This is a genomic window from Saccharopolyspora sp. NPDC002578 (assembly GCF_053592695.1).
In genome coordinates this window covers 37818-59832 of the sequence record NZ_JBSFWJ010000015.1, presented here as the reverse complement: position 1 = coordinate 59832, position 22015 = coordinate 37818, and the positions used below count along the sequence as shown (strand labels likewise).

22 protein-coding genes, 1 tRNA gene and 1 pseudogene are annotated in these 22015 nt (G+C 68.9%); 11 read left to right on the top strand and 13 right to left on the bottom strand.

Annotated features, from left to right (window positions below):
* Window positions 1-17: 17 nt before the first annotated feature.
* The 6 genes from ACWD38_RS10315 to ACWD38_RS10290 form a co-directional block, all read right to left on the bottom strand.
* Window positions 18-419, bottom strand: coding sequence for a MerR (locus ACWD38_RS10315; protein WP_184483764.1), 402 nt, complete (start codon window positions 417-419; stop codon window positions 18-20).
* Window positions 416-676 carry a hypothetical protein gene (locus tag ACWD38_RS10310; RefSeq protein WP_184483766.1) on the bottom strand — a complete coding sequence of 87 codons (261 nt, stop codon included), beginning with the start codon at window positions 674-676 and terminating at the stop codon, window positions 416-418. Before ACWD38_RS10310 ends, ACWD38_RS10315 begins: the two co-directional genes overlap by 4 nt.
* Before the next feature lie 89 nt (window positions 677-765).
* Window positions 766-1698 (bottom strand): galactofuranosyltransferase GlfT1, encoded by a 933-nt coding sequence (gene glfT1, locus ACWD38_RS10305; protein WP_184483768.1) that lies wholly within the window; start codon window positions 1696-1698, stop codon window positions 766-768.
* On the bottom strand, window positions 1695-2516 hold the full coding sequence (gene wzt / locus ACWD38_RS10300; protein WP_184483770.1) for a galactan export ABC transporter ATP-binding subunit Wzt/RfbE: 822 nt from the start codon (window positions 2514-2516) through the stop codon (window positions 1695-1697). The genes glfT1 and wzt overlap by 4 nt, the downstream gene beginning before the upstream one ends.
* A 13-nt stretch (window positions 2517-2529) precedes the next feature.
* Entirely contained in the window at window positions 2530-3498 is a 969-nt protein-coding gene (gene wzm, locus ACWD38_RS10295) for a galactan export ABC transporter permease subunit Wzm/RfbD (protein ID WP_343071619.1), read from the bottom strand.
* 77 nt (window positions 3499-3575) lie between these two features.
* Window positions 3576-4109: a bacterial proteasome activator family protein gene (locus tag ACWD38_RS10290; RefSeq protein ID WP_184483773.1), complete on the bottom strand. Its 534-nt coding sequence runs from the start codon at window positions 4107-4109 to the stop codon at window positions 3576-3578.
* A gap of 99 nt (window positions 4110-4208) precedes the next feature.
* Here ACWD38_RS10290 and ACWD38_RS10285 point away from each other — a divergent pair, with 99 nt between their 5' ends.
* Complete coding sequence (locus ACWD38_RS10285) at window positions 4209-5408, top strand: cysteine desulfurase-like protein (protein WP_184483775.1); 1200 nt, start codon at window positions 4209-4211, stop codon at window positions 5406-5408.
* A 10-nt stretch (window positions 5409-5418) separates the two neighbouring features.
* On the opposite strand, the gene ACWD38_RS10280 is transcribed toward ACWD38_RS10285, so the two are convergent.
* On the bottom strand, window positions 5419-6399 hold the full coding sequence (locus ACWD38_RS10280) for an NAD(P)H-quinone oxidoreductase (RefSeq protein WP_184483777.1): 981 nt from the start codon (window positions 6397-6399) through the stop codon (window positions 5419-5421).
* Window positions 6400-6543: 144 nt separating this feature from the next.
* On the opposite strand from ACWD38_RS10280, the gene ACWD38_RS10275 reads away from it, so the two are divergent.
* The 4 genes from ACWD38_RS10275 to ACWD38_RS10260 all read left to right on the top strand — a co-directional run bounded on the left by ACWD38_RS10275 (window position 6544) and on the right by ACWD38_RS10260 (window position 10052).
* The gene (locus ACWD38_RS10275; protein ID WP_184483779.1) at window positions 6544-8019 is read left to right on the top strand and encodes a M28 family peptidase; all 1476 of its coding nucleotides are present in this window, start codon (window positions 6544-6546) and stop codon (window positions 8017-8019) included.
* A gap of 116 nt (window positions 8020-8135) precedes the next feature.
* Complete coding sequence (locus ACWD38_RS10270) at window positions 8136-9329, top strand: endonuclease/exonuclease/phosphatase family protein (protein ID WP_450123888.1); 1194 nt, start codon at window positions 8136-8138, stop codon at window positions 9327-9329.
* A gap of 148 nt (window positions 9330-9477) precedes the next feature.
* A complete protein-coding gene (locus ACWD38_RS10265) occupies window positions 9478-9912 on the top strand; it encodes a MarR family winged helix-turn-helix transcriptional regulator (RefSeq protein ID WP_184485910.1) in 435 nt (144 codons plus the stop codon).
* Between the two features lie 55 nt (window positions 9913-9967).
* A tRNA-Ser gene (locus ACWD38_RS10260) sits at window positions 9968-10052 on the top strand.
* Window positions 10053-10260: 208 nt separating this feature from the next.
* On the opposite strand, the pseudogene ACWD38_RS10255 reads toward ACWD38_RS10260, so the two are convergent.
* Window positions 10261-10545: pseudogene (locus tag ACWD38_RS10255) on the bottom strand (tyrosine-type recombinase/integrase); the annotation flags it as partial.
* On the opposite strand from ACWD38_RS10255, the gene ACWD38_RS10250 reads away from it, so the two are divergent.
* Entirely contained in the window at window positions 10475-10693 is a 219-nt protein-coding gene (locus tag ACWD38_RS10250) for a GntR family transcriptional regulator (RefSeq protein WP_450123887.1), read from the top strand. The pseudogene ACWD38_RS10255 and the gene ACWD38_RS10250 sit on opposite strands and share 71 nt — an antisense overlap.
* A 197-nt stretch (window positions 10694-10890) precedes the next feature.
* Here ACWD38_RS10250 and ACWD38_RS10245 read toward each other — a convergent pair whose 3' ends face one another.
* Both ACWD38_RS10245 and ACWD38_RS10240 read right to left on the bottom strand, forming a co-directional pair.
* Window positions 10891-12282: an ATP-binding protein gene (locus ACWD38_RS10245; protein ID WP_450123886.1), complete on the bottom strand. Its 1392-nt coding sequence runs from the start codon at window positions 12280-12282 to the stop codon at window positions 10891-10893.
* Between the two features lie 622 nt (window positions 12283-12904).
* Window positions 12905-13843, bottom strand: a complete 939-nt coding sequence (locus ACWD38_RS10240) for a CPBP family intramembrane glutamic endopeptidase (RefSeq protein WP_450123885.1) — start codon at window positions 13841-13843, stop codon at window positions 12905-12907.
* Between the two features lie 156 nt (window positions 13844-13999).
* Between ACWD38_RS10240 and ACWD38_RS10235 the strand changes: the two genes are divergently transcribed.
* Together ACWD38_RS10235 and ACWD38_RS10230 are read left to right on the top strand one after the other, a co-directional pair.
* Window positions 14000-14770 carry a MerR family transcriptional regulator gene (locus tag ACWD38_RS10235; protein WP_450123884.1) on the top strand — a complete coding sequence of 257 codons (771 nt, stop codon included), beginning with the start codon at window positions 14000-14002 and terminating at the stop codon, window positions 14768-14770.
* A gap of 149 nt (window positions 14771-14919) precedes the next feature.
* Entirely contained in the window at window positions 14920-15351 is a 432-nt protein-coding gene (locus ACWD38_RS10230; protein WP_184483787.1) for a hypothetical protein, read from the top strand.
* A 163-nt stretch (window positions 15352-15514) separates the two neighbouring features.
* On the opposite strand, the gene ACWD38_RS10225 is transcribed toward ACWD38_RS10230, so the two are convergent.
* Window positions 15515-16273, bottom strand: a complete 759-nt coding sequence (locus tag ACWD38_RS10225; RefSeq protein ID WP_450123883.1) for a S1 family peptidase — start codon at window positions 16271-16273, stop codon at window positions 15515-15517.
* Between the two features lie 655 nt (window positions 16274-16928).
* On the opposite strand from ACWD38_RS10225, the gene ACWD38_RS10220 reads away from it, so the two are divergent.
* The 3 genes from ACWD38_RS10220 (at window position 16929) to ACWD38_RS10210 (ending at window position 19262) form a co-directional block, all read left to right on the top strand.
* A complete protein-coding gene (locus ACWD38_RS10220) occupies window positions 16929-17780 on the top strand; it encodes a L,D-transpeptidase (RefSeq protein ID WP_184483791.1) in 852 nt (283 codons plus the stop codon).
* 152 nt (window positions 17781-17932) lie between these two features.
* A complete protein-coding gene (locus tag ACWD38_RS10215) occupies window positions 17933-18418 on the top strand; it encodes a hypothetical protein (protein ID WP_450123882.1) in 486 nt (161 codons plus the stop codon).
* 88 nt (window positions 18419-18506) lie between these two features.
* Complete coding sequence (locus ACWD38_RS10210; RefSeq protein ID WP_450123881.1) at window positions 18507-19262, top strand: hypothetical protein; 756 nt, start codon at window positions 18507-18509, stop codon at window positions 19260-19262.
* 300 nt (window positions 19263-19562) lie between these two features.
* Here the strand turns inward: ACWD38_RS10210 and ACWD38_RS10205 are convergent, their stop codons facing one another.
* Entirely contained in the window at window positions 19563-20309 is a 747-nt protein-coding gene (locus ACWD38_RS10205; protein WP_450123880.1) for a hypothetical protein, read from the bottom strand.
* 67 nt (window positions 20310-20376) lie between these two features.
* The gene (gene hisC / locus ACWD38_RS10200) at window positions 20377-21435 is read right to left on the bottom strand and encodes a histidinol-phosphate transaminase (RefSeq protein WP_450123879.1); all 1059 of its coding nucleotides are present in this window, start codon (window positions 21433-21435) and stop codon (window positions 20377-20379) included.
* Window positions 21436-22015 lie beyond the last annotated feature (580 nt).

The window sequence follows — 22015 nt, the reverse complement described above, 5'->3', positions numbered from 1 at the left end:
CCGTCGCAACGGACGGTTCAGGACGCCTCCGCCATCAGTTGAGCGACCCGCTGGTGCGAAGTTCCGATCACCTCGGCGATCACCCGCTGGCTCAAGCCCGCGGAGCGCAACGTCGTGATGATCTCCAAGCGCGCCCGCTCGGCGTTCGCCGCCGCCCGCTTGGACTCGGCCGTCCAGTGCCGCAACTCTTCGACGGGCCGGGTGTACTCGACATCGCCTTGCAGGTACCGCCAGTCGATGCGGAAGGAGTCCGGCTCTCGGTCGGCGAGCCCGGCGATGAGGTCTCGCACCTCAAGGTCGAGCTCCTCGAGGTGATCCACTTCAGTGGCCCCGGCGGGCAGGCCCTGGACGTGCACCACCCAGCTTCGATCCTGCCTGCTCACGTCCACTCGGTAGCTGCCCAGCTGCTCGGAGCTCATCGGTCCTCCAGCCACTTGTCGCCGAAAATGGGAGCCAAACCGGTCTCGATGTGCGTGAGCACGTACCAAGAGATCTCTTTGTTGTGCCCGGTTAAACCGAACCGGGCCACTTCGGCGCCTTCTCGGTCGTAGACCGCGAAGATCCGATGCGAGCCCTTACCTCTGCCCGGGATCTCTTGGATCGTCGTCTTCGCATTTCGGGCCGCGCGCCGCGCGAGACTCAGCACCTTGGCCGGCTTCAGCTTCTTGTTGACCACAGCATACTTCTATCGCAGTGGACACTCAAGTGGCAAACCAACTAGACGCGATCGGGTGACCTTGATCGGCGGAAGATGAACCGTCCCGTTCAGCGGCGGAAGAACTGCTCCCGGCGCCCCTGCCGGACCAGGCGGAGCCACTCGCGGAACGCCTTCAGATCACGGCGCTGGCCGACGAAGTACAGCCCGAACCGCAGGAACTCCAGCGCCCCGATCTTGCGCATCCCCGGCTGCGAGAGCAGATAACCGCGGTTGCGGTAGGTGTAGTAGCGCTTGTTCTCGTCCGACGGGTCCTGCGCGTGGAACCGGCCGCCGAGCATCGGCTTGAACTCGTCCGAACCGTCCGGGTGCACGAACCGCGTCTTGAGCGAGGTGCCGAACGGCAGCCCCGAGCGCACCACGCGGCGGTGCAGCTCCACCTCGTCGCCGCGGACGAACAGCCGGTAGTCCGGCACGCCCACCACGTCCAGCGTGGCCGCGCGGAACAGCGCGCCGTTGAAGAACGACGCGATCCCCGGCAGGAAGTCGGCGTCCCCGCCGGGAGCGCTGAGCTCCTCCGGGCGCCGCTTCCAGGTGAGGCCGCGGCGCAGCGGGAACGCCAGCTTGTCCGGCCGGTTGATGTTCACCACGACCGGCGAGACCGCGGCGAGCTTGCGGGTGCGCGCCACGTCGAGCAGCGTCGCCAGCGCCTGGTCGTCAGCGGGCCGGCCGTCGTCGTCGCCGAGCCACACCCACTCCGCGCCGAGCGCCAGCGCGTGCAGCATGCCCAGCGCGAACCCGCCCGCGCCGCCGAGGTTGTGCCGCGAGGGCAGGTACGTCGACGGGATCGGGCAGTCCTCGACGACCTGCCGCGCCGGTTGGTCCGGCCCGTTGTCGACGACCACCAGGTGATCCGGCACCCGCGTCTGGGTGGCGATCACCTTGAGCGACTCCGCGAGCAGCTCGCGGCGATGCCTGGTGACGATCACCGCGACGACGGAATCTGCGGGAAGTTGCGGCTGCTCGGCGGAGTCGGCGCTCATGGTGCTTTGTCGCTCCCGATCGTGGCGGTGGCCGTGTCACTGACCTGCGCCAGCATTTCCGGACTGAGGTTTTCGAACGGGTCTTTGCCCTTGTAGGACGTCAGCACGCTGCGCAGCGAACCGTGCTCGCGGATCCCGCCCTTGTCCATCCACACGGCCGAGTTGCACAGCTCCATCAGGAACTCGTCCGAGTGCGAGGCGAAGATCAGGATGCCGGAGCGCTTCACGAGCTCCTTGAGCCGGTCGCGCACCTTCTCCAGGAAGTCCGCGTCGACCGCGCCGATGCCCTCGTCGAGCACCAGGATCTCGGGGTCGATGGAGGTGACCACGCCGATGGCGAGGCGCACCCGCATGCCCGTCGAGTAGGTGCGCAGCGGCATGTCCAGGTAGTCGCCGAGTTCGGTGAACTCGGCGATCTCGTCCATCCGCTTTTCCATCTGCTTGCGGTTCATGCCGAGGAACAGACCGCGGATGACGATGTTCTCGTACCCGGAGATCTCCGGGTCCATGCCGACGCCGAGGTCGAACACCGGCGCGACCTTGCCGACGACGCGGGCGCTGCCGCGGGTCGGCTCGTAGATGCCCGCCAGCAGCCGCAGCAGCGTGGACTTGCCCGCACCGTTGTGGCCGACCAGCGCGAGCCGGTCGCCGTGGCTGAGGTGCAGGTCGATGTCGTGCAGTGCCTCGATGATCGGCACCTTGCTGTCGGTGCCGATCTTGCCGCCGGCCTTGCCGAGCACGGCCTTCTTCAGCGAGCGGGACTTCGCGTCGAAGATCGGGAAGTCGACCGCGGCGTTCCAGACGTCGATGCTGACCATCGTTCGATCTCCCTCAGACCCAGTAGGGGACGCGGGCGCGGTAGTTGCGCAGGACCACGGCTGCCAGCAGGAAGCCGACGACGGTGCAGCCCAGGACCCAGTACCAGTGGTACAGGTGCTGGTCGAACCCGATCAACGGGTCGCGGAAGATCGCGATGTAGTGCGACAGCGGGTTGCCGTCGACGAAGATCTGCCGCCACGCGTTCTGGTCGTTGTGCTCGAACTCGAACATGCCCCAGGTGATCGGGGACATGAACAGCGCCATCGTCATGATGCTCTGGATCACCGGCGGGATGTCCCGGAAGCGGGTGGCGATCACGCCGAACAGGGTGGCCACCCAGATGCCGTTGATCATGATCAGCAGCAGCGCCGGGATCGCGACGATGATCGTCCAGTTCACCGGGATCGGCGTCCCGGCCAGCGCGAAGATGGCCAGCAGCAGGAAGTAGATGATCAGGTTGTGCAGGAAGAACAGCGTCTGCCGCCACACCAGCCGGTAGATGTGCACGCTCAGCGGAGCGGGGAGCTGCTTCATCAGCCCCTCGTTCTTGATGAACACCTCGGTGCCCTCGGTCACGCAGTTGCGGATGAACTCCCAGATGATGAAGCCGACCGCGAGGTGCGGCAGCTTCTCCCGCAGGTCCGTGCCGAACAGGCTCCCGTAGAGGATGCCCAGCCCGGTCACCATCACGCCCATGCTGATGGTGATCCACAGCGGTCCGATCACCGAACGGCGGTACCGCTGCTTGATGTCCTGCCAGCCGAGATGCGCCCACAGCTGACGCTGCTTGGCGCCCTCGACGAGGTCGTTGAACGCTTTGGACCAGGTCCGCGACGAAGTCTCGGGCGGAGCCGCTGGTCTCTCGATCGTGCTCGTGGCCTGCACGGTGCGTAAGAGTACCGACAGCGCCCTGGTCACCGGGGAGAGGGAGGCACCCACGCCGACCGGGGCGCACATTCCGGACAGCTCGGGCGCGCCCACCCTCGCTCGCCCGTTCGGGCGCGCGTGCGCCCGCGCAGGCCGTCACCGTTGCGTGAACCCCCGGACGTGCGCGGCCGTCACAGGTACTGGCCGGTCCCCCTCGACTGCGGGGACTGCTCCGCCTCGCCGCCGCTGCCCGCGGGCAGTCCGCGGCGCATCTGCTCCAGCTGCGCCCGCGCCGCCATCTGCTGCGCGAACAGCGCCGTCTGCAGGCCGTGGAACAGCCCCTCCAGCCAGCCCACCAGCTGGGCCTGCGCGATGCGCAGCTCCGACTCCGAGGGCGTCGACTCCTGCGCGAACGGCAGCGACAGGCGTTCCAACTCCTCGATGAGCTCCGGCGCCAGGCCCTCCTCCAGCTCCCGGATGGAGGACTGGTGGATCTCCTTGAGCCTGCTGCGGCTGGCCTCGTCCAGCGGCGCGGCCCGCACCTCCTCCAGCAGCTGCTTGATCATCGTGCCGATCCGCATCACCTTCGCGGGCTGCTCGACGAGCTCTCCGACGTTCTCCCGCTCGCCCATGCCCTCGGCGGAGGGGTCCACGCCCGAACCGAGCGGTGTGCCCTCCCCCACCACGAAGATCTCGCGCTGCGGGTCCTGTTCGTTCTGGTTCATGCCCCCATCCTGACGCCTGGCGCGCGCATCGGGCGCACGAGGAGCCGGAATGGGCCACCCGGCGGTCATCAAGTCCGGCCCGCTCACTACGGTGTGACCATGGCGTTCGACGTCGCTGCTGTTCGCGGGCTTTTCCCCGCGCTGGGCGACGGCTGGGTGCACCTGGACGCCCCGGCGGGCATGCAGGTTCCCGAGCAGGTCGCGACCGCGGTCTCCACCGCGTTGCGCGCCCCCGTCTCCGGGCCTGGCGGGATCTTCCCCGCCTCGCAGCGCGCCGAGGCCATCGTGGACGCAGCTCGTCGCGCACTGGCCGATCTCGTGGGTGCCGACCCTGCCGGGGTGGTGCTCGGGCCGAACTCCGCCGTGCTGCTGCAACGGCTCGCCGACGGGCTCGGCGACGGCTGGATGATCGGCGACGACGTCGTCGTGTCCCGGCTCGACCACCCGTCCAACGTGATGTGCTGGCAGCGCGCCGCGCAGCGCTCCGGCTGCCAGGTGCGGTGGGCCGAGGTGGACATCGAGACCTGCGAACTGCCCGCGTGGCAGTACCGCGACCTGGTCAACGAGCGCACCAAGGTCGTCGCCGTCACCGCCGCGTCCGGTGCCGTGGGCACCCGCCCGGACGTGCACCAGATCGCCGAGATCGCCGCCGAGCACGACGCGCTGGTGGTCGTCGACGCCTCCGCCGCCGCACCGTTCCTGCCGCTGGACATCACCGCGATGGGCGCCGACGTGCTCGCGCTCAACGCCTCCGCGTGGGGCGGGCCGCCGGTGGGCGCGCTGGTGTTCCGGGACCCGGCGATGATCGACCAGTTGCCGTCGGCGGCGCTGGAACCCGGCTGGCGCGGACCGGACCGCCTGGAGCTCGGCCCGCACGCCTACCCGCTGCTGGCGGGGCTGGTGTCGTCCATCGACTACTTGGCGGGCCTGGACGACGCGGCGATCGGACCGCGGCGGGAGCGGCTGCTCACCTCGCTGAGCTCGGCGAAGGCCTACCAGGCGGGTCTGCTGGCGAACCTCACCGGCGGGCTGCGCAGGCTGCGGCACGTGATGGTCATCGGCGACGCGATGCGCCGGGTGCCGTCGATGGCGTTCACCGTCAACGGCGTGAAGGCCGTCGACGCCATCGAGCACCTCGCCGACCAGGGCGTGTGCGCGTTCGCCGACCCCGGCACGCACGGCGTGTTCGCGGTGCTCGGCGTCGGTGAAGTGGGCGGTGCCGTCCGCGTCGGCCTCACCCACTACACGAACACCTACGAGGTCGATCAGCTCCTGCGGGCGGTCGCCGCGCTCGACTGATCCGCGCCGTTCAGGAGCGGGTGAGCAGGATCTTGCCGTGCACGCCGCCCGATTCCAGCAGCGAGTGCGCGCGGGACGCCTCCGGCAACGGGATGCGGCTGTGCACGATCGGCCGGACCCGCCCGGCGGCGACGTGCGGCCACAGCTTCTCCCGCACGTCGGCGACGATGGCGGCCTTGCCCGTCGGCCCGTCCAGCGGACGTCCGCGCAGGCCCAGCACGGAGATGTGCAGCCGCTTCACCAGCATCCGCCCCAGGTCCAGCTCGGCCTTGCGACCGCCCTGCATGCCGATCACCGCGAGATGCCCGTCCGGCGCCAGCGCCGAGAGGTTCCGGTCCAGGTAGGACGCGCCCATGTTGTCCAGGACCACGTCGGCCCCGCCGAGCCCCTTGACCACCTCGACGAAGTCCTCGTCGCGGTAGCTGATCACCGGGTCGGCGCCGAGCTCCCGGCAGAACTCCCGGCTCTCGGCCGCGCCCGCGGTCGCGGCGACCCGGGCGCCCAGCGCCCGCCCGATCTGGATGGCGCTGGTGCCGATGCCGCCGGAACCGCCGTGCACCAGCAGCAGCTTCCCTTCGGTGAGGCCGCCTTCCATGACCACGTTCGACCACACCGTGCAGGACACCTCGGCCAGTCCCGCCGCGTCGACCAGGTCCACGCCGTCGGGCACCGGCAACAGCTGAGCGGCGGGCACCACGACCCGCTCCGCGTAGCCCCCACCGGCGAGCAGCGCGCACACCTCGTCGCCGACCTGCCAGCCGGTGACGCCCTCGCCCAGTTCGGCGACCGTGCCGGAGCATTCGAGGCCGAGGATCTCGCTGGCGCCCTTCGGCGGCGGGTAGTTGCCCTGCCGCTGGGACAGGTCGGCCCGGTTCACGCCGGCCGCCGCGACGTCCACGAGCACTTCACCGGGACCGGGCCGCGGATCGGCCTGCTCGGTCCACTCCAGCACTTCCGGGTCACCCGGCTCACGGATCGCGATGGCGTACATGGTCACGACCGTAGTCGTTGCCGCCGATCCGGCAATACCGGGAAAAACCGTTCCGCTGTAACCATTATCCGGACAATCTTGACTTCACCGGTGAGAGCTGTCGAAGCTGACCACCACACACTCACCCTTGGGGAGCAGAACGAGATGACTGCTGTGAGATCGGGCCGCCGCTTCGCGGCCGTGTCCGCCGCCTTCGCCGCGGCCCTGGTCGCCGCCGCCCCCGCGTCCGCCGCGCCGACCGATCTGGGGGCTCAGGTCGAGGTCGACGCCGTGCACCGGCACCTCGTCGCGCTGCAGCGCATCGCCGACGGCCACGACGGCAACCGCGCGTCCGGCCGCGAGGGGTACGAGGCCAGCGTGGACTACGTGGCGGGCAAGCTGCGCGGCGCCGGATTCGACGTCACCACGCCGGAATTCGACTACCAGGCCTACTTCCTCGACTCGTTCGCGCTGGCCGTGGCCGGTGCGCCGGTCGACGGGGACGCGCTGGAGTACTCGCCCGCGACCCCGCAGGGCGGCTTGACCGCGCCGCTGTCGGTCGCCGCCGTCGACGACACCCCCGGCTGCGAGGCGGCCGATTTCCCCGCCGACGTCGCCGGATCGGTGGCGCTCGTGCAGCGCGGCTCCTGCACTTTCGCGGAGAAGCAGCAGATCGCCGCGGACCTCGGTGCCGTGGGCACGATCATCTACAACAACGTCGAAGGCCCGGTCAACGGCACCCTCGGCGACCCCGCCGACGCGCGGATCCCGAGCGCGGGCGTGGACCAGGCCACCGGGCAGCGGCTCGCCGAGCAGGCGGGCGCGGAGGTCCACCTGGACGTGCAGTCCCGGTTGCAGGACATCACCACCCGCAACGTCGTCGCCCAGACCCGCACCGGGCGCACCGACAACGTGGTGACCGCCGGGGCGCACCTGGACAGCGTCGCCGAAGGCGCCGGGATCAACGACAACGGCAGCGGCACCGCGGGCCTGCTGGAGACCGCGCTCGCCCTCGGCGGCGCTCCGGACGCGCCGAACGCGGTGCGCTTCGCGTTCTGGGGTGCGGAGGAGTCCGGCCTCGTCGGGTCCACGAAGTACGTGCAGAGCCTCAGCTTCGAGCAGCAGCTCGACATCGCGCTGTACCTGAACTTCGACATGATCGGTTCGCCGAACGCCGGGTACTTCGCCTACGACGGGGACGACTCCGACGGCGTCGGCGCCGGTCCCGGCCCGCACGGCTCGGGCGTCATCGAGCGCGACCTGGGCGCGGCGCTGCTGGCCCAGGGCGTGGAGGTCGAGGGCACCGACTTCGACGGGCGCTCGGACTACGGCGAGTTCATCGCCAACGGCATTCCCGCGGGCGGGCTGTTCACCGGCGGCGACGGCACCAAGACCGAGGAGCAGGCCGCGAAGTGGGGCGGCACGGCCGGGGTGAACTTCGACCCGAACTACCACACCCCGCAGGACAACCTGTCCAATGTGGACAAGGTTGCGCTGGAGCGGAACGCGAAGGCGCTGGCCACCACGATCGGCCAGTACGCGCAGAGCACCGAAGGCGTCAACGGCACCCGCGCCGACCGCGCCGGGCTCCGTACCGCGCAGGCCCCGTTGCCCGCTCTCGGCGACCACGACCGCATCTGAGGCTGGTGAACGGACCGTTCGTCCCGTCCCGTCGGGCGAACGGTCCGTTCAATTCCCGGCGTTCACCTGCGCGTCGCCGAGACCTGTGAGAGTGGCGCCGACACCGGGAGGACTCCGTGAATCGACGCTGCACCACGTTCGCCGCCATCGGCGCCGTCGTCGCCGGCACCGCGCTCACCACGCCCGCGACCGCCGCCGGCGGCGAACCCGCGGTCCGCTTCGCCACGTTCAACGCCTCGCTGAACCGCCCCGCCGCGGGCGACCTGCTCGCCGACCTGTCCACACCGGACGATCCGCAGGCCGCGAAGGTCGCCGAGGTCGTGCAGCGGGCGCGGCCGGACGTGCTGCTGCTCAACGAGTTCGACCACGTCGAAGGCGGCGCGGCCGTGGACGCGTTCCGGGACAACTACCTCGCCGTCGGCCACCACGGCGCCCGGCCCATCGACTACCCGTACAGCTACACGGCTCCCGTGAACACCGGCGTCCCCTCCGGCATGGACCTGGACCACGACGGCGTCGTCGGCGGTCCCGGCGACGCCCACGGTTTCGGCGAATTTCCCGGCCAGTACGGCATGGTCGTGCTCTCGAAGCACCCCATCGACGAGGACGCGGTGCGCACCTTCCAGGGGTTCCGCTGGGCCGACATGCCCGGTGCGCTGCTGCCCGACGACCCCGCCACGCCCGAACCGGCCGACTGGTACTCACCGGAGGAGCTGCGCGAGGTGCGGCTGTCGTCGAAGTCGCACTGGGACGTCCCCGTCGAGGTCGGCGGCCGCCGGATCCACCTGCTCGCCGCGCACCCCACTCCCCCGAACTTCGACGGCCCCGAGGACCGCAACGGCCTGCGCAACCACGACGAGATCCGCTTCTGGTCCGACTACGTGCACCCGGCGCGCGGCGACTACCTCTACGATGACGCGGGCCGCAGCGGCGGTTTGGCCCCCGGAGCGCGGTTCGTCATCGCGGGCGACCACAACTCCGATCCCGTCGACGGCGACAGCGTTCCCGGCGCCGCGGACCGCCTGCTCGACGCGCACCGGGTGCGCGACCCGGAACCCGCCAGCGCGGGCGCGGTCCAGGCGGCGCACGACCAGGGCGGCGCCAACGCCGAGCACCGCGGACCGGCCCGGCTGGACACCGCCGACTTCAGCGACGACGCCCCCGGCAACCTGCGCGTGGACTACGTGCTGCCGTCCTGGCCGCTGCGCCCCACCGGAAGTGGCGTCTTCTGGCCAACCCCGCAGGACCCGACGGCACGCCTCAACGACGCCTCCGACCACCACCTCACCTGGGTGGACCTGCGGCCGTGACAGGAGATCGGCCCCGCCGGACGACTGCCGCCCCGGCGCGGCCACGCCTCGACCTGACGGATCGAACCGGTTCCGGCACGAACCCGACTAACCTGGCGGCGTGATCGATGGGAGCGAAGAACGAGTCCGCTGGCTCGACGACGAGGAGATGGCGGCGTGGCGCTCCTACACCGAGGGCAGCGCCCTGCTGGAGCACCGCCTCAACCGGGAGCTGCACGCGGCGCACGACCTGTCCATCGCCGACTACGAGATCCTCGTCCGCCTGTCGGAGCAGCCCGACCGGCAACAGCGGATGAGCGAACTCGCCAAGGACGTGGCGCACTCCAAGAGCCGCATATCGCACCAGATCCGCAGGTTGGAGAACGCGGAACTGGTGCGCCGCAACGATTGCCCCGACGACGGCCGCGGCGTCCTGGCCGTGCTCACCGACCGCGGGGAGGAAGTCCTGCGCGCCGCCGCCCCCTCCCACGTCGCCAGCGTCCGCGAGCACCTGATCGACCTCCTGGAGCCCGCGGAGAAGCAGGTCCTGGCCGCCGTGTTCGAACGAGTCAGAACCCGCCTGCGCGACCACGCCGAGCCCTGAACCGGCCCCCTCCCCGATGTCCTCGCGCCCGCCCGGAGGGCTAGGCTCCCGCCTTGGAAGCGTGGCAGAGCGGCCGAATGCACTCGCCTTGAAAGCGAGCGTCCCGAGAGGGACCGGGGGTTCGAATCCCCCCGCTTCCGCAACTGTGACCAGCACGAACAGAGCCCGGCGAGGATCTCCCCCGCCGGGCCGGTTTGCGCCTCGTCTCAGTTGTCCTTCTTGGGACGCTTCTGTCTCCGCTCGCAGCGTCTCCCCCACCTTGTCCGCGATCATTTCGAGGACCGTTCCGGTGACGTGCTGGTAGCGGTTGGCCGTCGACGGATTCGACCAACCCATCACGTGCTGCGCAGCCCGCTGAGTGATGCCGAGTTCCAGAAGCACCGTCGCCGCCGTGTGCCGGGCGTCATGAAGGCGGGCATCCCGAACTCCCGCAGCGACGAGAAGGTCCTTCCACCGCTTGAGGTCGGTGCGGTGGTTGAGCGGCCGACCTGCCTGGTCCGCGAACAGCCAGTCGCCGTCGACCCATAGGTCCTGCGCCTCCTCTCGTTCCGCAGTCTGCAACTTGAGCTGGTCGATCAAGGGCTGTGGGGGTCCGATCGGTCGTGTCCTTGCCTTCGAATCCGGCGAACTCACCCCAGGTCAGCGCCTCCCCTCCGGCCCCGAACTCGCCGAGATCTACGGCGTCACCAAGGTGACCGCGACCAAGGCCATCCGCCACCTGCAAGAAGCTGGCCTACTCACCGTCGTCAACGGCATGGGCACCTACATCACAGCCGGCTGACACGGCGATCCTCGCTCGACGCGAGCCCGGCAAGCGCGGAAACTCACTGGCGACGTCTTCCGAACAAGCAGGTCTGGCATCACGAAAAAGACTGCCCACCATGGCAGCAATAAGACACACGGCAACATCGCCCCACAACCCAGGAGCAGCCAGCGAAGAAGCGCCAGGCAGTTGATTCTGGCGCTCACCGACACAGACTAAACTTCGCCTGTATACTTTCGCCACGCTGCCGAGCCACCACCCTTCCCTGGCACTCGTTCGATCTGATTTCGTTCAGCGAGCCGATAGAACATGGACTTAACCTTGTTCTCCGAACCAATCCCAGTGAGCTCACGAACGATCTTGTTGGTTATTTCAGGGAAGTTCTCCAGGTATTCCATGATCACCTCTTCTGGAGACGCCAGCTTCTGGTGACGCACCTCAACCAAAACTGAGTGATCTGTTTCAGAGATGACCGGGTCTTTCAGCTTCAGCTTCTTCATTGCAGCAAATGCCGTGTTCAGCCCCTCGCCGACATCTTTGTTAGGGGCTTCGGGGAACTTATTGATCCATCGAACGATATTGCCGTTCCGCGAGTACCGTTCGTTCAGAATGTTCCCTGAAGTAATGTGACCAGGAAGTCTGCCAGGGCTTTCGATCTCGACGCGGTTGTCAAAGATTCGAATATGTACGTCGTCGGCTACACCGTAGTCTCGATGGAGTACCGCATTGGTTATGATCTCATGCAAAGTTTCAATCGGGTATTCGATCTTCTCCAGGCCCAATGGTCCAAGATAGCGGATTTCTTCGATAACTTCTACAGCCTTCGAAACGGCACCGTAGATCTGCCTATAGAGACTGCCCTCTACCGTTATCGGCGGGAACGCGAGGTTTTCTCGCGTTCCTTCTCGATCCGTAGTCTTGTACCGATACACCTTGATTGCCGACCGCTTCGGCAATGCAGCCTGCGGCTCATCGCTAAACAGCAGCGCAGCTGCAACGGTGGGCTTATTTTCGTGCATTAGCAGTTGCTTTTTCAGGAATACTTCAGGCTCTATGATCGGCACGATCGAAACCATGAACTCAATCATGATTTCCGAGTTTTCGACGAAATCAACCGGAATCGCGATCGTTTCTGTCTCGAACGAGGTAATCCCTTTGTTTCTCTTAAGAACATCCAGAGCTTCCTCGGTCTTCACTGCAATGTTCTGAGCCCCTCGCCTGAGATACGGCGTCCCATCCGTTGATCGTTTTACATCCCGTGACTTATGAACGTTCACACGGAGAACATAGCCGCCGCGCCCAGACTCTCTCCGCAGAAATTCACATGAGAAGTGTTGCCCTAGCGGGAAGATTGATTCGAAGGCCTGAATGTGGCCGTTTGCATCTTCAGGCCTATCGAACCCCCTCCAGTTTCGACGTTGACGCGTTGAGTCTTCGTCGATTCCAATATAAAGCTCACCACCGTCAGCATTAGCAAATGCGGCTATCGATCTGCTTAATTTGGCAGGCATCACTTCAATTGCTTTCAGGTCAACAAAGTGACCTTCCTCAAGTTGGAGGATCTTCGTTACCTCACCCGAGGAGACGGACACGGTCTGGATCGACATGGTCACAGTATGTCACCAGTGAACACGGACCGGTTAACCGGAGTGCCGCAAAAGTGTCGCAGATCCTGGGCTTCGAGCGGGTCAAGGACGACCTTGGGCAGGAAGCCGTGCGTGCGCCAATGCAGTAGCGGGCCAGCGCAACGCGCGCTGGTCACGATCCTGGCGGTCAGCCCCGCAACGGAGTTCGCGACGGGTGACATGCAGACGCCGCAGCGAACCACGAACATCGAGCGCTCGCACGTGCAATGGGCGTGCAAGGCTCTGCCGTGTAGACAACCGCCGTCCGCTTGATCAGGCAAAATGACCGCAGCCGTTACGTCCCTCCGGAGGCAGTCCTCTTCATCCTGACGGGCGCCCTCGTCTCAGTTCTCGTCTCATTCGTGTCCGTCCGGCCATGTCTGCCTGAGTTCGGACACAGCCCTGACCTGCACCTACGGACCGCCCCGTACAGGGCGAACGTCGGGTCGCAGGCCTTGAAAGCGAGCGTCCCGAGAGGGACCGGGGGTTCGAATCCCCCCGCTTCCGCAGCGTTGACCAGCACGAACGGAGCCCGGCGCGGATGAACCCCGCCGGGCTCCGTTGCGCTTGAGCGTCGGTGCGACTGGTTCCGGTCCCGGTTTCCTCACAGCCTCGTCGGACGGACCCGCGCGGTTGTGGGGTCGTGTCGGCGGGTGGTTGCGAAGACTGCGGCTGTCGTGGCGATCGTGGGTACGGTGAGGAGTAGCAGCGCCGGTTCGCCCGTGCCGCCGAGCAGGTCGGTGTGCAGCACCAGCGCGAAGGTGAAGCTGACGGTGTTGTTCAGAGCGTGGAGGACCACAGCCGTCTCTAGCCCACCGGTGCGCCAGGTGATGAGCGCCGCGCCGACGCCGAGCGTCAGGTAGTTCAGGTTCAGCCACAGGTTGCCTTGGAAGTGGATCGCGCCGAACAACGCTGCCGAGACCACCACGCCGACGACCAGTGCGGTGCGCGGGTTCCGGTTCCAGCTGCTCGCGACGCGCAGGACGAGACCGCGGAACCCGAACTCCTCCCCCGCTGCCTGCAGCGGGGTCAGCAGCAGGGTGACGGCGAGGAGACCGATCAGATCCGCGCTGTTGAACTGCGCGGGCTCGACCGGGGTCACGAGCGAGACGACGGCGATGCAGAGGACCGACAGCGGGCCGGCGAACAGGAACGCCCATCCGAACCGGTCGAACCGGAACCGGGAGACGACCGAGATCAGCGAGCGTCCCCGGACTCCGTAGAGCCAGCGCTGCACGAGCATGCTCCACGGGATGAGCAACGCGATCGAGGCGGCCCCGGCGGCCTGGAAGAGGACCGTGACGTCGTCACCGCCGAGCGTCGGGTTGACCCGCCCCATGGCCAGGTCGGCTTGGGCCGCCAGCCAGGTGATCACCGATCCGAACCCGAACAGCCCGACGACCACCAGCACGATGGCGGCGACGCCACGTCCCACCCGTCGCCGGTCGTGGACCAGGGCCCGGTGGTAGGGGACGCCACCCGCGCGGTCGGTGCCGGTCTCCGCGGGGTCGACCGCCCACGGTGCAGCGGTGCTACCTGCCATGCTGTTCTCCACTCCTCGGTCGTCGGTGGCGCGTACGTGTTCGCCGCGACCAAGTGGACACGTTGACGTGACGTCACACTCAAGCCCTGGCTGCGAGGTGATCACCGGCGCAGCGGCCAGCGGAGCGACGGACACGAGTGGCCGGGAGGGCCGGTAATGGCGTGGAGCACCAGGGAACTCGCCGAGTTGGCGGGGACGACCGCGCGCACGGTTCGCCACTACCACCAGATCGGGCTGTTGCCCGAGCCGGAACGACGCAGCAACGGCTACAAGCAGTACGGCGTGACCCACCTGATCCGGCTGCTGCGGATCAAGCGACTCGCCGAGCTCGGTGTCGGTCTGCACACCATCGCCGAGCTGGGCGATGACGAGCATCCGGTGGAGACGTTGCGAGCCCTGGACGCCGAGCTCGGCGAACAGATGAGCCGGTTGAGCAAGGCACGCGCCGAAGTCACGATGATGCTGGAGGAGCAGCTCGCCACGGATCTGCCGTCCGAGTTCGCGGTGACCGCGGCCGTGCCGATGTCCGACGCGGACAAGCGCCTGACCTCGGTCCTGGGCAGGCTGCTCGATCGCGACGACCGCCAGGTATACGCGGACCTGGTCGCTTCCGATGCGCGCAGTCATGTCGACGACGATTTCGAGGGCCTTGCCGCCGACGCCGGAGAAGCCGTCCGGCACGACCTCGCCGTGCGCATGGCGGCGCACCTGGAGACGCTGCGCGAGCAGCACCCCGGTGTCTTCGAGCTGGGCGCGTCGGATCCTCGACGCTTCCACTCAACCGTGGAGCAGGTCTCTAAGGAGATCTACAACCCGGCTCAACTCGACGTGCTGCGCCGGACGACGGCACTGTTCTGGCGGGGCAAGGATCACGCAGCGACGTCCCACGCCGCGCCCCGTCCGGGACGACCGGCCGTCGACGAGTGATCCCGGTGGCCGGCCCGGCTCCGTTGCGTTCGGCCCGGTGCTGGTCTCGGTCGCGACCGCCCGCCAGAGCCGCGGAACCTGCTCGCGTTCGACGGGGATGAGTACTTTCACGGATCCCTGGTGCGGGGTGCGGGTGCCACCATCGCTCAATGATCAACGAAAGGCACGTGCGGCGACCTGCCGAACGCTCGGGGCTCAGCGTGGTGCTGGCGGTGCTGACCGCGTCCTGCTGGTGGGCCTGGATGGCCTGGGACCAGGGATATCAGACCGACCCGGCGACGGGGGCGGCCAGCGGTCCCTACCAGGCGTGGCAAGTGGTCGGCTGCGTCGTCTGCCTCGTCGCGCTGGGTGTGGGCGCGAGCGTTCGGCTGCCCGCGTGGCTCGTCGTCCCGATCATGCCCGTCGCGTTCACCGCGGCTTGGACTTGGACCGCCGCAGGAGCGGACGACAGCGGTCTCTGGGCCGTCGGTGCGGTGCTGGTCTTCGCCGGCATGCTCGTCGGAACCGGAGTGGTCAGCGGAATCACCGCTTTCGCGCGCGGCGCGGCAGGACGGCGAGGGCGAGCGGTCCCGGCAGGCTGAGAGCGGCCAACCCGCTTGAACTACCCGGAGTCGCCCCGCACATGACCTTGCGAGCGGGACCGGAGCGTCGATTCCCGCTTCCGCTCCGGTGAACAGCACGAGAAGAGCCCGGCGAGGACGACCCCGCCGGGCTCTTCCGCGCCCCCGCCTCCGCCCGCAGACCTCAGCGCGCGGTGGTCCGCTCGATCCAGTCGCGGTGGGCGGTGAGGTCGGTGTAGATGCCGGGGCCGGTGGCGCACGTCGGGTCGGCGTCGCCGTCGCGGCTGGTCGCGCCGATCAGCCGCCAGTCACCGGGGCGACCCTTGAGCTGCGGGCCGCCGGAGTCGAGGATGCACGCCTGCGCGTTCTCGGTGGGGCTGTCGGTGCACAGCTCGTTGTCCGGGTCGTAGTTCTCGGTGCACCGGTCGTCCGGGACGAGTTCGCTGTCCAGCTCCTGCAGCGTGCTCGGCGGGTCCGGGCATTCGCTGCCGTCCTCGCAGGTCATCCCCCAGCCGAGGAGGCGGGTGCCGGTGCCGATCGGGCCGGGTTCCGCGGCGATCTCGACGGGCTGCGCGTCCACGGGATGGTCCAGCTTCATCACGGCGACGTCGGCGCGGAACGGCTCGTAGGAGAAGTCCGGGTGCGCGATGACCTCGGTGACCTGGGCTTCGACGCCCTTCGTGCGGTCGTGGTCCCCGATCCGCACGGACAGCTGCTCGGGCTCGACGTTCACCGTGCAGTGCCCGGCGGTCACGATCCAATCCGGTTCGATCAGCGTCGCCCCGCAGTAGTGGTGGCCGTCCTTCTGCACGCTCACCATGAACGGGTAGTCCGCGGTGGCGTCATGACCTCCGATGATCGCCGAAGCGGGTGGCGCCAACACCGCCGTGAGCGCGACCGCTCCCACCGCCGCGAACAGTGCCGCTGTGCCGGGCTTGCCCATCAAATCCTCCTGCGTGCTCCGCGATTCGGTCACACGCAAAGCTAAAGATCCGCCGCGGAAGCGGAATCACCTTCACAGCCAACGTGATCTACTACTTTCGGCCAGCGCGGCGAACGACGGGGAACGGCACGCGACTCGGTGCGAGGTCGTTCTCGTCGCGGCGCGCTTCGCGCGTGGGCCGCAGCGGTGATCGAGCCGGACGGGCCGCCGTGCTCGTCGGACGGCGCCGCAGAGCCGGTGCCCTCGGGGAGCGAGCCCGTCGGTCCGCACGGATGCGGCTTTCCTTTCGATGCGCGGCGCCGCCCGCGGCTCCGCACTGCCGGGCGACTCGCATTCGAATGTCACTCGAAACGGTGAAGTTATGCACCTGAAAGTGGGGCAACCCATTTCCGGCGAATTCGGCGAATCCGCCTGAATCGACGGTTTTCGCTGCTCAGGAACCGGTTCTCGGCATCGGCGCCGACACGTACGCGCGTACCTTTCCGTTTGGACTGATCCTCTCGGTGGGTTAGCGTCCGCCAGACACCTGATCGGCGGTATCCGGCGATTCGGTGTCACCCCCGATCGTTCTGCACTTCCCCGAATGCCGTTCCGGCATTCCCTCACCGCATCGCCGCAGCCCGGCATGGCCGGGTCAGGAACCGAGGAACGAGTCATGACAGCGCGAACCCGATCCGCCCGCACCACCCCGGCGCCACGCCGGGTGCTCGGCTGCGCGCGATCGTCGCTGCTGGCCGGTGGCCTCGCGGCGTTGCTCGCCGGGTGCGGGGGCGGTGCGCTGCCACCTGCTCCGGCAGCGGAATCCGCCGCCCCCGCACCGGTTGGACAAGCCGACCGGGTCGACCTCACCGGACTTCCCGCGGCCAGCACCTTCGGCGACATCGACAGCGCGGGGACCGACCCCGCGCCGGACGCCGCCACCGACGGCGTCGTGCTGCGCGTCGAGCGGGACGTGGCCGTGCACGGCACGCCCGGCGGACCTGCTTTCGCCAAACTGCCCGCGATGCAGCTCGGCAATCCCACCTGGGTTCCGGTGATCGCCCGGCATGCCGACTGGGCGCAGGTCCTGCTCCCCTCCCGCCCGAACAGCAGCAGCGGCTGGATCCGCGTCGGCCCGGCGAACCCGGTCACCCAGGCCCGCACGCCGTACCGCGTCGACGTCGACGTCGACGCGAAGCGGCTCGTGGTGCGGGAAGGCGACCGCGAGATCGGCGCCTGGACCGTCGGGGTGGGCTCGCCGGACTCCCCGACACCGCGCGGGCGCACCTACCTGATGGCCGCGATCGAAGAGACGGTCACGGACTTCAGCCCCATCATCCTTCCCCTCGGCACCCACTCCGAGACCTTCAACAGTTACGGAGGCGGACCGGGAACCGTCGCACTGCACGGCTGGCCGGATCCGGCCGTGTTCGGCGAAGAAGCCAGCGACGGCTGTGTGCGAGTACCGCCGGACGCATTACGGCTGCTGAGCACACTGCCGCTGGGAACGCTCGTGTTGCTGCAGTGACGACACGTCGTAGGACCAGCGGAGACGGAACGCGGCGGGAAGGCGGCAGGGACCACGCAACAACCCTGTCGCGACGATGAGCCCGGCCTGACCGGACGACGGAAAGCCGGCCCCACAGTAATCCCGGAAATCGAAACGAAGGAAGTGCGACAGTGCACAACAAAGCACGCTTCGCCGGTGTCATCACGGCGACCGCTGGATTGTTGCTGGCAGGCGCTCCGGCGTTCGCCGACAGCGCGGACAACGACGGGATCAACGTCGGCAACGACAACAACGTGAGCCTGGTTCCGATCCAGCTGTGCGGCAACAACGTCGCGGTCGCCGGAGCCGTCGTCTCCCTGCTCTCCCCGCAGACCAGTGAATGCGTCAACGCGCCGGTCGTCGACCACCCGTCGCACAAGCCGGAGAAGCCCGACCACGAGAAGCCCGAGAAGCCGCACAAGCCCGGTCACGGCGGCGGTCACGGCGGCGGCCACGGCGGGGGTCACGGCGGGGGCCCCGGCCCCGGACCGGCGCCCGCTCCCGCTCCGGCACCCGGACCGGCGCCGAGCGCTCCGGCCCAGCAGGTGTCGCCGGCCGAGCTGCCCACCGCGCCCAGCCCGGTGGCCGTCGCGGGCCACGCGGCCGTGACCGGCTGACGCGTTTCGTCCCGTTTCGCACCGTGCCCGTGCCCCGTTCCGACCCTCGCTGTGGTCGACGGGGCACGGGCACGTGCACAGTGGTGACATGTTGATCCGCATCCCCACGCCCGGCGACGTACTCGGAATGGCCCGCTCCACGGTCGGCTGGGCGGTGGAATCCGCGACGACGGTCGCCGCGGCACCGGCTCGGGTGCTGGGTCTGGTGGACGGCGTGGAGGCCCTGCTGGCCAGGGTGAACACCCTCGTCGACGGGGCCGAGGAGATCCTCGCCCGCACCGGCCGCACCGTCGACGAGGTCGAAGAGGTGCTGCGGGAGGCCAAGACCGTGGCCGCCGCCGCGAGCGCCACCGTCGAAGCAGCGGGCGCCATCTCCGCCGAGGCGCGCACCATCGTCGAGAGCGCCGGTTCGGTGAGCGACACCGCCGCGAACACCGTCGCCGACGTGCAGAAGACCGCGGCGATGGCCGACGAGCTCCTGGCGACCTACGAACCCCTCGCCCGGAAAGCGGCGCCGATGGCGCAGCTGTTCGTCGACGAGCTCTCGCAGAAGGAGGTCGACGCGGCGATCCGCCTCGTCGACGAACTGCCGGTGCTCACCGAACACGTGCTCTCCGACGTGCTGCCGATCCTGCGCACCTTGGACAAGGTCGGGCCCGAGATCCACGAACTGCTCGAGGTCACCCACGACGTGCGCCGCGCCATCGTCGGCATTCCCGGCTTCCAGTTCTTCCGACGCCGCGGTGGGGAGAAGGTCGAGGAGGAGTCCGACGAGCGCTCCGAACCGCGCCCGATCGAGGCGATGCGGACCGGCGGCGATGAGACCGGCTCAGGCTCGCGCTGAACCAGCTGGATCTGCCACTCGAAAGTGCGATCATGGCTGCTGCGCACGGCGGAATTTCCCACTGCACGGCTAGATTCGCGTGCGGCGTAGTTCACTACGCAGTCGGCGTGGTCGCCCCGGTCCGACCGGCGGTCACTCCTCTCGGGATGTCCGGCGGAGTACTCCCCCTCTCTTCGCCGGACATCACCGTTTCCCGCCGCACGCGGCGAATCTCCTGCGGTGACGGCGTTCCAGCGCGCCACCGGTGAGATCCCTTTCCCGCGATCTCACCGATTCTCGTTGCGCCGCAACGGTTTCCACTCAGTCGAGCATGCCGCCGGCGAGTTCGGTGAGCCGGTTCGCCGCGGTCTCCCACTCGGTTCCGGCGGGTTGCACGGTGCAGAGCGCGACGATCAGCACCCGGCCGCCGCGGCGGACCAGGCCGGTCGTGTGCATCGCGGGGCGGTCCAGGTCGACCCGGTCGTCCGGGACCGTGCGGCGACCGCTCGCGGGTTCGGCCGGGGCGGGCTCGTTCGGGCCCGGCCCGAAACCGGACCAGCCCTGCTTCACCGCTTCCGGAGCCCGCTCCACCGACGGGATGCCGAAGGACTGGTCGAACCCGTCGGACGCGAACGTCGTGAAGCGGCGCAGCTCGTCGAGCACGTACGCGCCGGGAGCTCCCGCCGCGCGCAGGTGGCGGTAGGTCAGGACCACGTCGGCGGCGGTGAACACGGCGTAGCCCCACATGTCCGGGTCGCGGGGCGGTTCGGTGTCTGCGAGTCCGATCTCGGCGACCATCCGGTGGATGATCTCCTCCCGCCCGCCGCGGTCCCAGAGCTCGCTGGCCGCGTCGTCGTCGCTGGCGCGCAGCATCGGTTCGAGCAGCGCGCGGTCGGCCTCGGTGGGTTCACCGCGGCGCAGCAGGTGGTCCAGCGCGATCAGCGGCTTCACCAGCGACGCCGAGCGGAAGCGGTGCCGCGAGTCGCGTCGCCGCAGCACCTCCGAGGTCTCCGCGTCCACGACGAGGTAGCCGGTGCGTTCGCCGTCCGGTCCGTGTTCCGCCGCCATCGCAGGCCCCCGATCTCCACCGCCGTCCGGGCACCGTAGCAACGCGGTCGACCCGTGATCGACGTTCTCAGCCCGCCGGGTGGAAGGTCTTGGCCGCGGCGAGCAGGGTGTCGTTCTCGCCGGTGTCGCCGATGGTGATGCGCACGCCGGAACCGGCGAACGCGCGCACCACGACGCGCTCGGTGAGGCAGTGCTCGCTGAACTCGGCGGCGCGGTCACCCAGCGGCAGCCACACGAAGTTGGCCTGCGTCTCGGGCACCTCGAAGCCGAGGGCCAGCAGCTCGTCCCGGACCCGCACCCGCTCGGAGGCGATCGCGGCGCAACGCGCCCGCAGCTCGTCCTGCGCGTCGAGGGAGGCCAGCGCGGCGGCCTGGCCGACCGCGTTGACGCTGAACGGGACGCACACCTTGCGCAGCGCCTCCGCCACGTGCTCCGGGCCGATGGCGTAACCGATGCGCAGGCCCGCGAGGCCGTAGGCCTTGGAGAAGGTCCGCAGCACGAGCACGTTGTCGTAGCGGGCGGCCAGCTCGACGCCGTCCGGCACGTCCGGGTCGGTGACGAACTCGCGGTAGGCCTCGTCCAGCACGACGAGCACGTCGGAGCGGACCGAGTCGAGGAACCGCTCCAGTTCCGCGCGGCGCACGGCGGGGCCGGTGGGGTTGTTGGGGCTGCACACGAAGACGAGGCGGGTGTCCGGGGTGATCGCGGCGGCCATCGCGTCGAGGTCGAGCGCGTGCTCGGCGGTCAGCGGCACCTGGATCTGGGTGGCGCCGACGATGTGGCTCATGATCGGGTACGCCTCGAACGACCGCCACGGGTAGACGACGGAGTCCTCGGTGGTGCAGGTGATCTGCACGAGCTGCTCGCACAGGCCGACCGAGCCGCAGCCGACCGCGATCCGCGCCGGGTCGACGTCGAGGCGGGTGGCGAGCGCGTCGGTGAGGCGGGTGGCGCCCATGTCCGGGTAGCGGTGCACCTCGCCGGCGGCTCGCGCGATGGCCTCGGTGACGCTGGGCAGCGGGCCCGCCGAGACTTCGTTGCTGGCCAGCTTCAGCGATCCGGCGACGGTGCGTCCGGCGACGTAGGCGGGCAGCTGGTCGAGGTCGGCGCGGATGCGGACGGTCATGCACGGCTCCTTGGTTCGGGCGGCACCACCGCTTCGCCGCTGGAAGTGCCGCCCGACCACTGTAGAACCGGCCGGGGGGCGCAACGCCGCTGGATCGGGCGGGGAGGCGCAGAATCCGTGGGGCCGAGCCCGACTTCCCCGGAGTGATCGCGCGCTGCCGACCGGCCACCACTGCTTGTGGACAACTTCGGGATGACTGTGGACAACTCGGTCCGACCCGGTCTTGCCCGGCGTGGGAGCGACTGCCGGGACCGCGGTCCGTTGACCTGCCCGATGTCCGCATCGACCTTGCCCGACGTCGGTACCCGGGTGGCGCCGATCGGGTGTAATACCGCGCACATCCACGGCGGCCCCGCGGCGCTGTTCCGCTGCCGCCCGCCCTGGCGCCCGGGACGTTCCGGTCCGCCGCGTCGAGCGCATCACCGCACGTGACGTGTGCACCGCGGGGCGGATCGGAGATCGGCTCGGCGACCTCCGCGAGCTGCGGCGAGGGCCTCCGGGCGGTGGCGACGGTCTGTCAACCGCCCTCCGCCATCCGGATGATCACGTTGACTGCTGTTCACCCATTCCTGGTTACCTG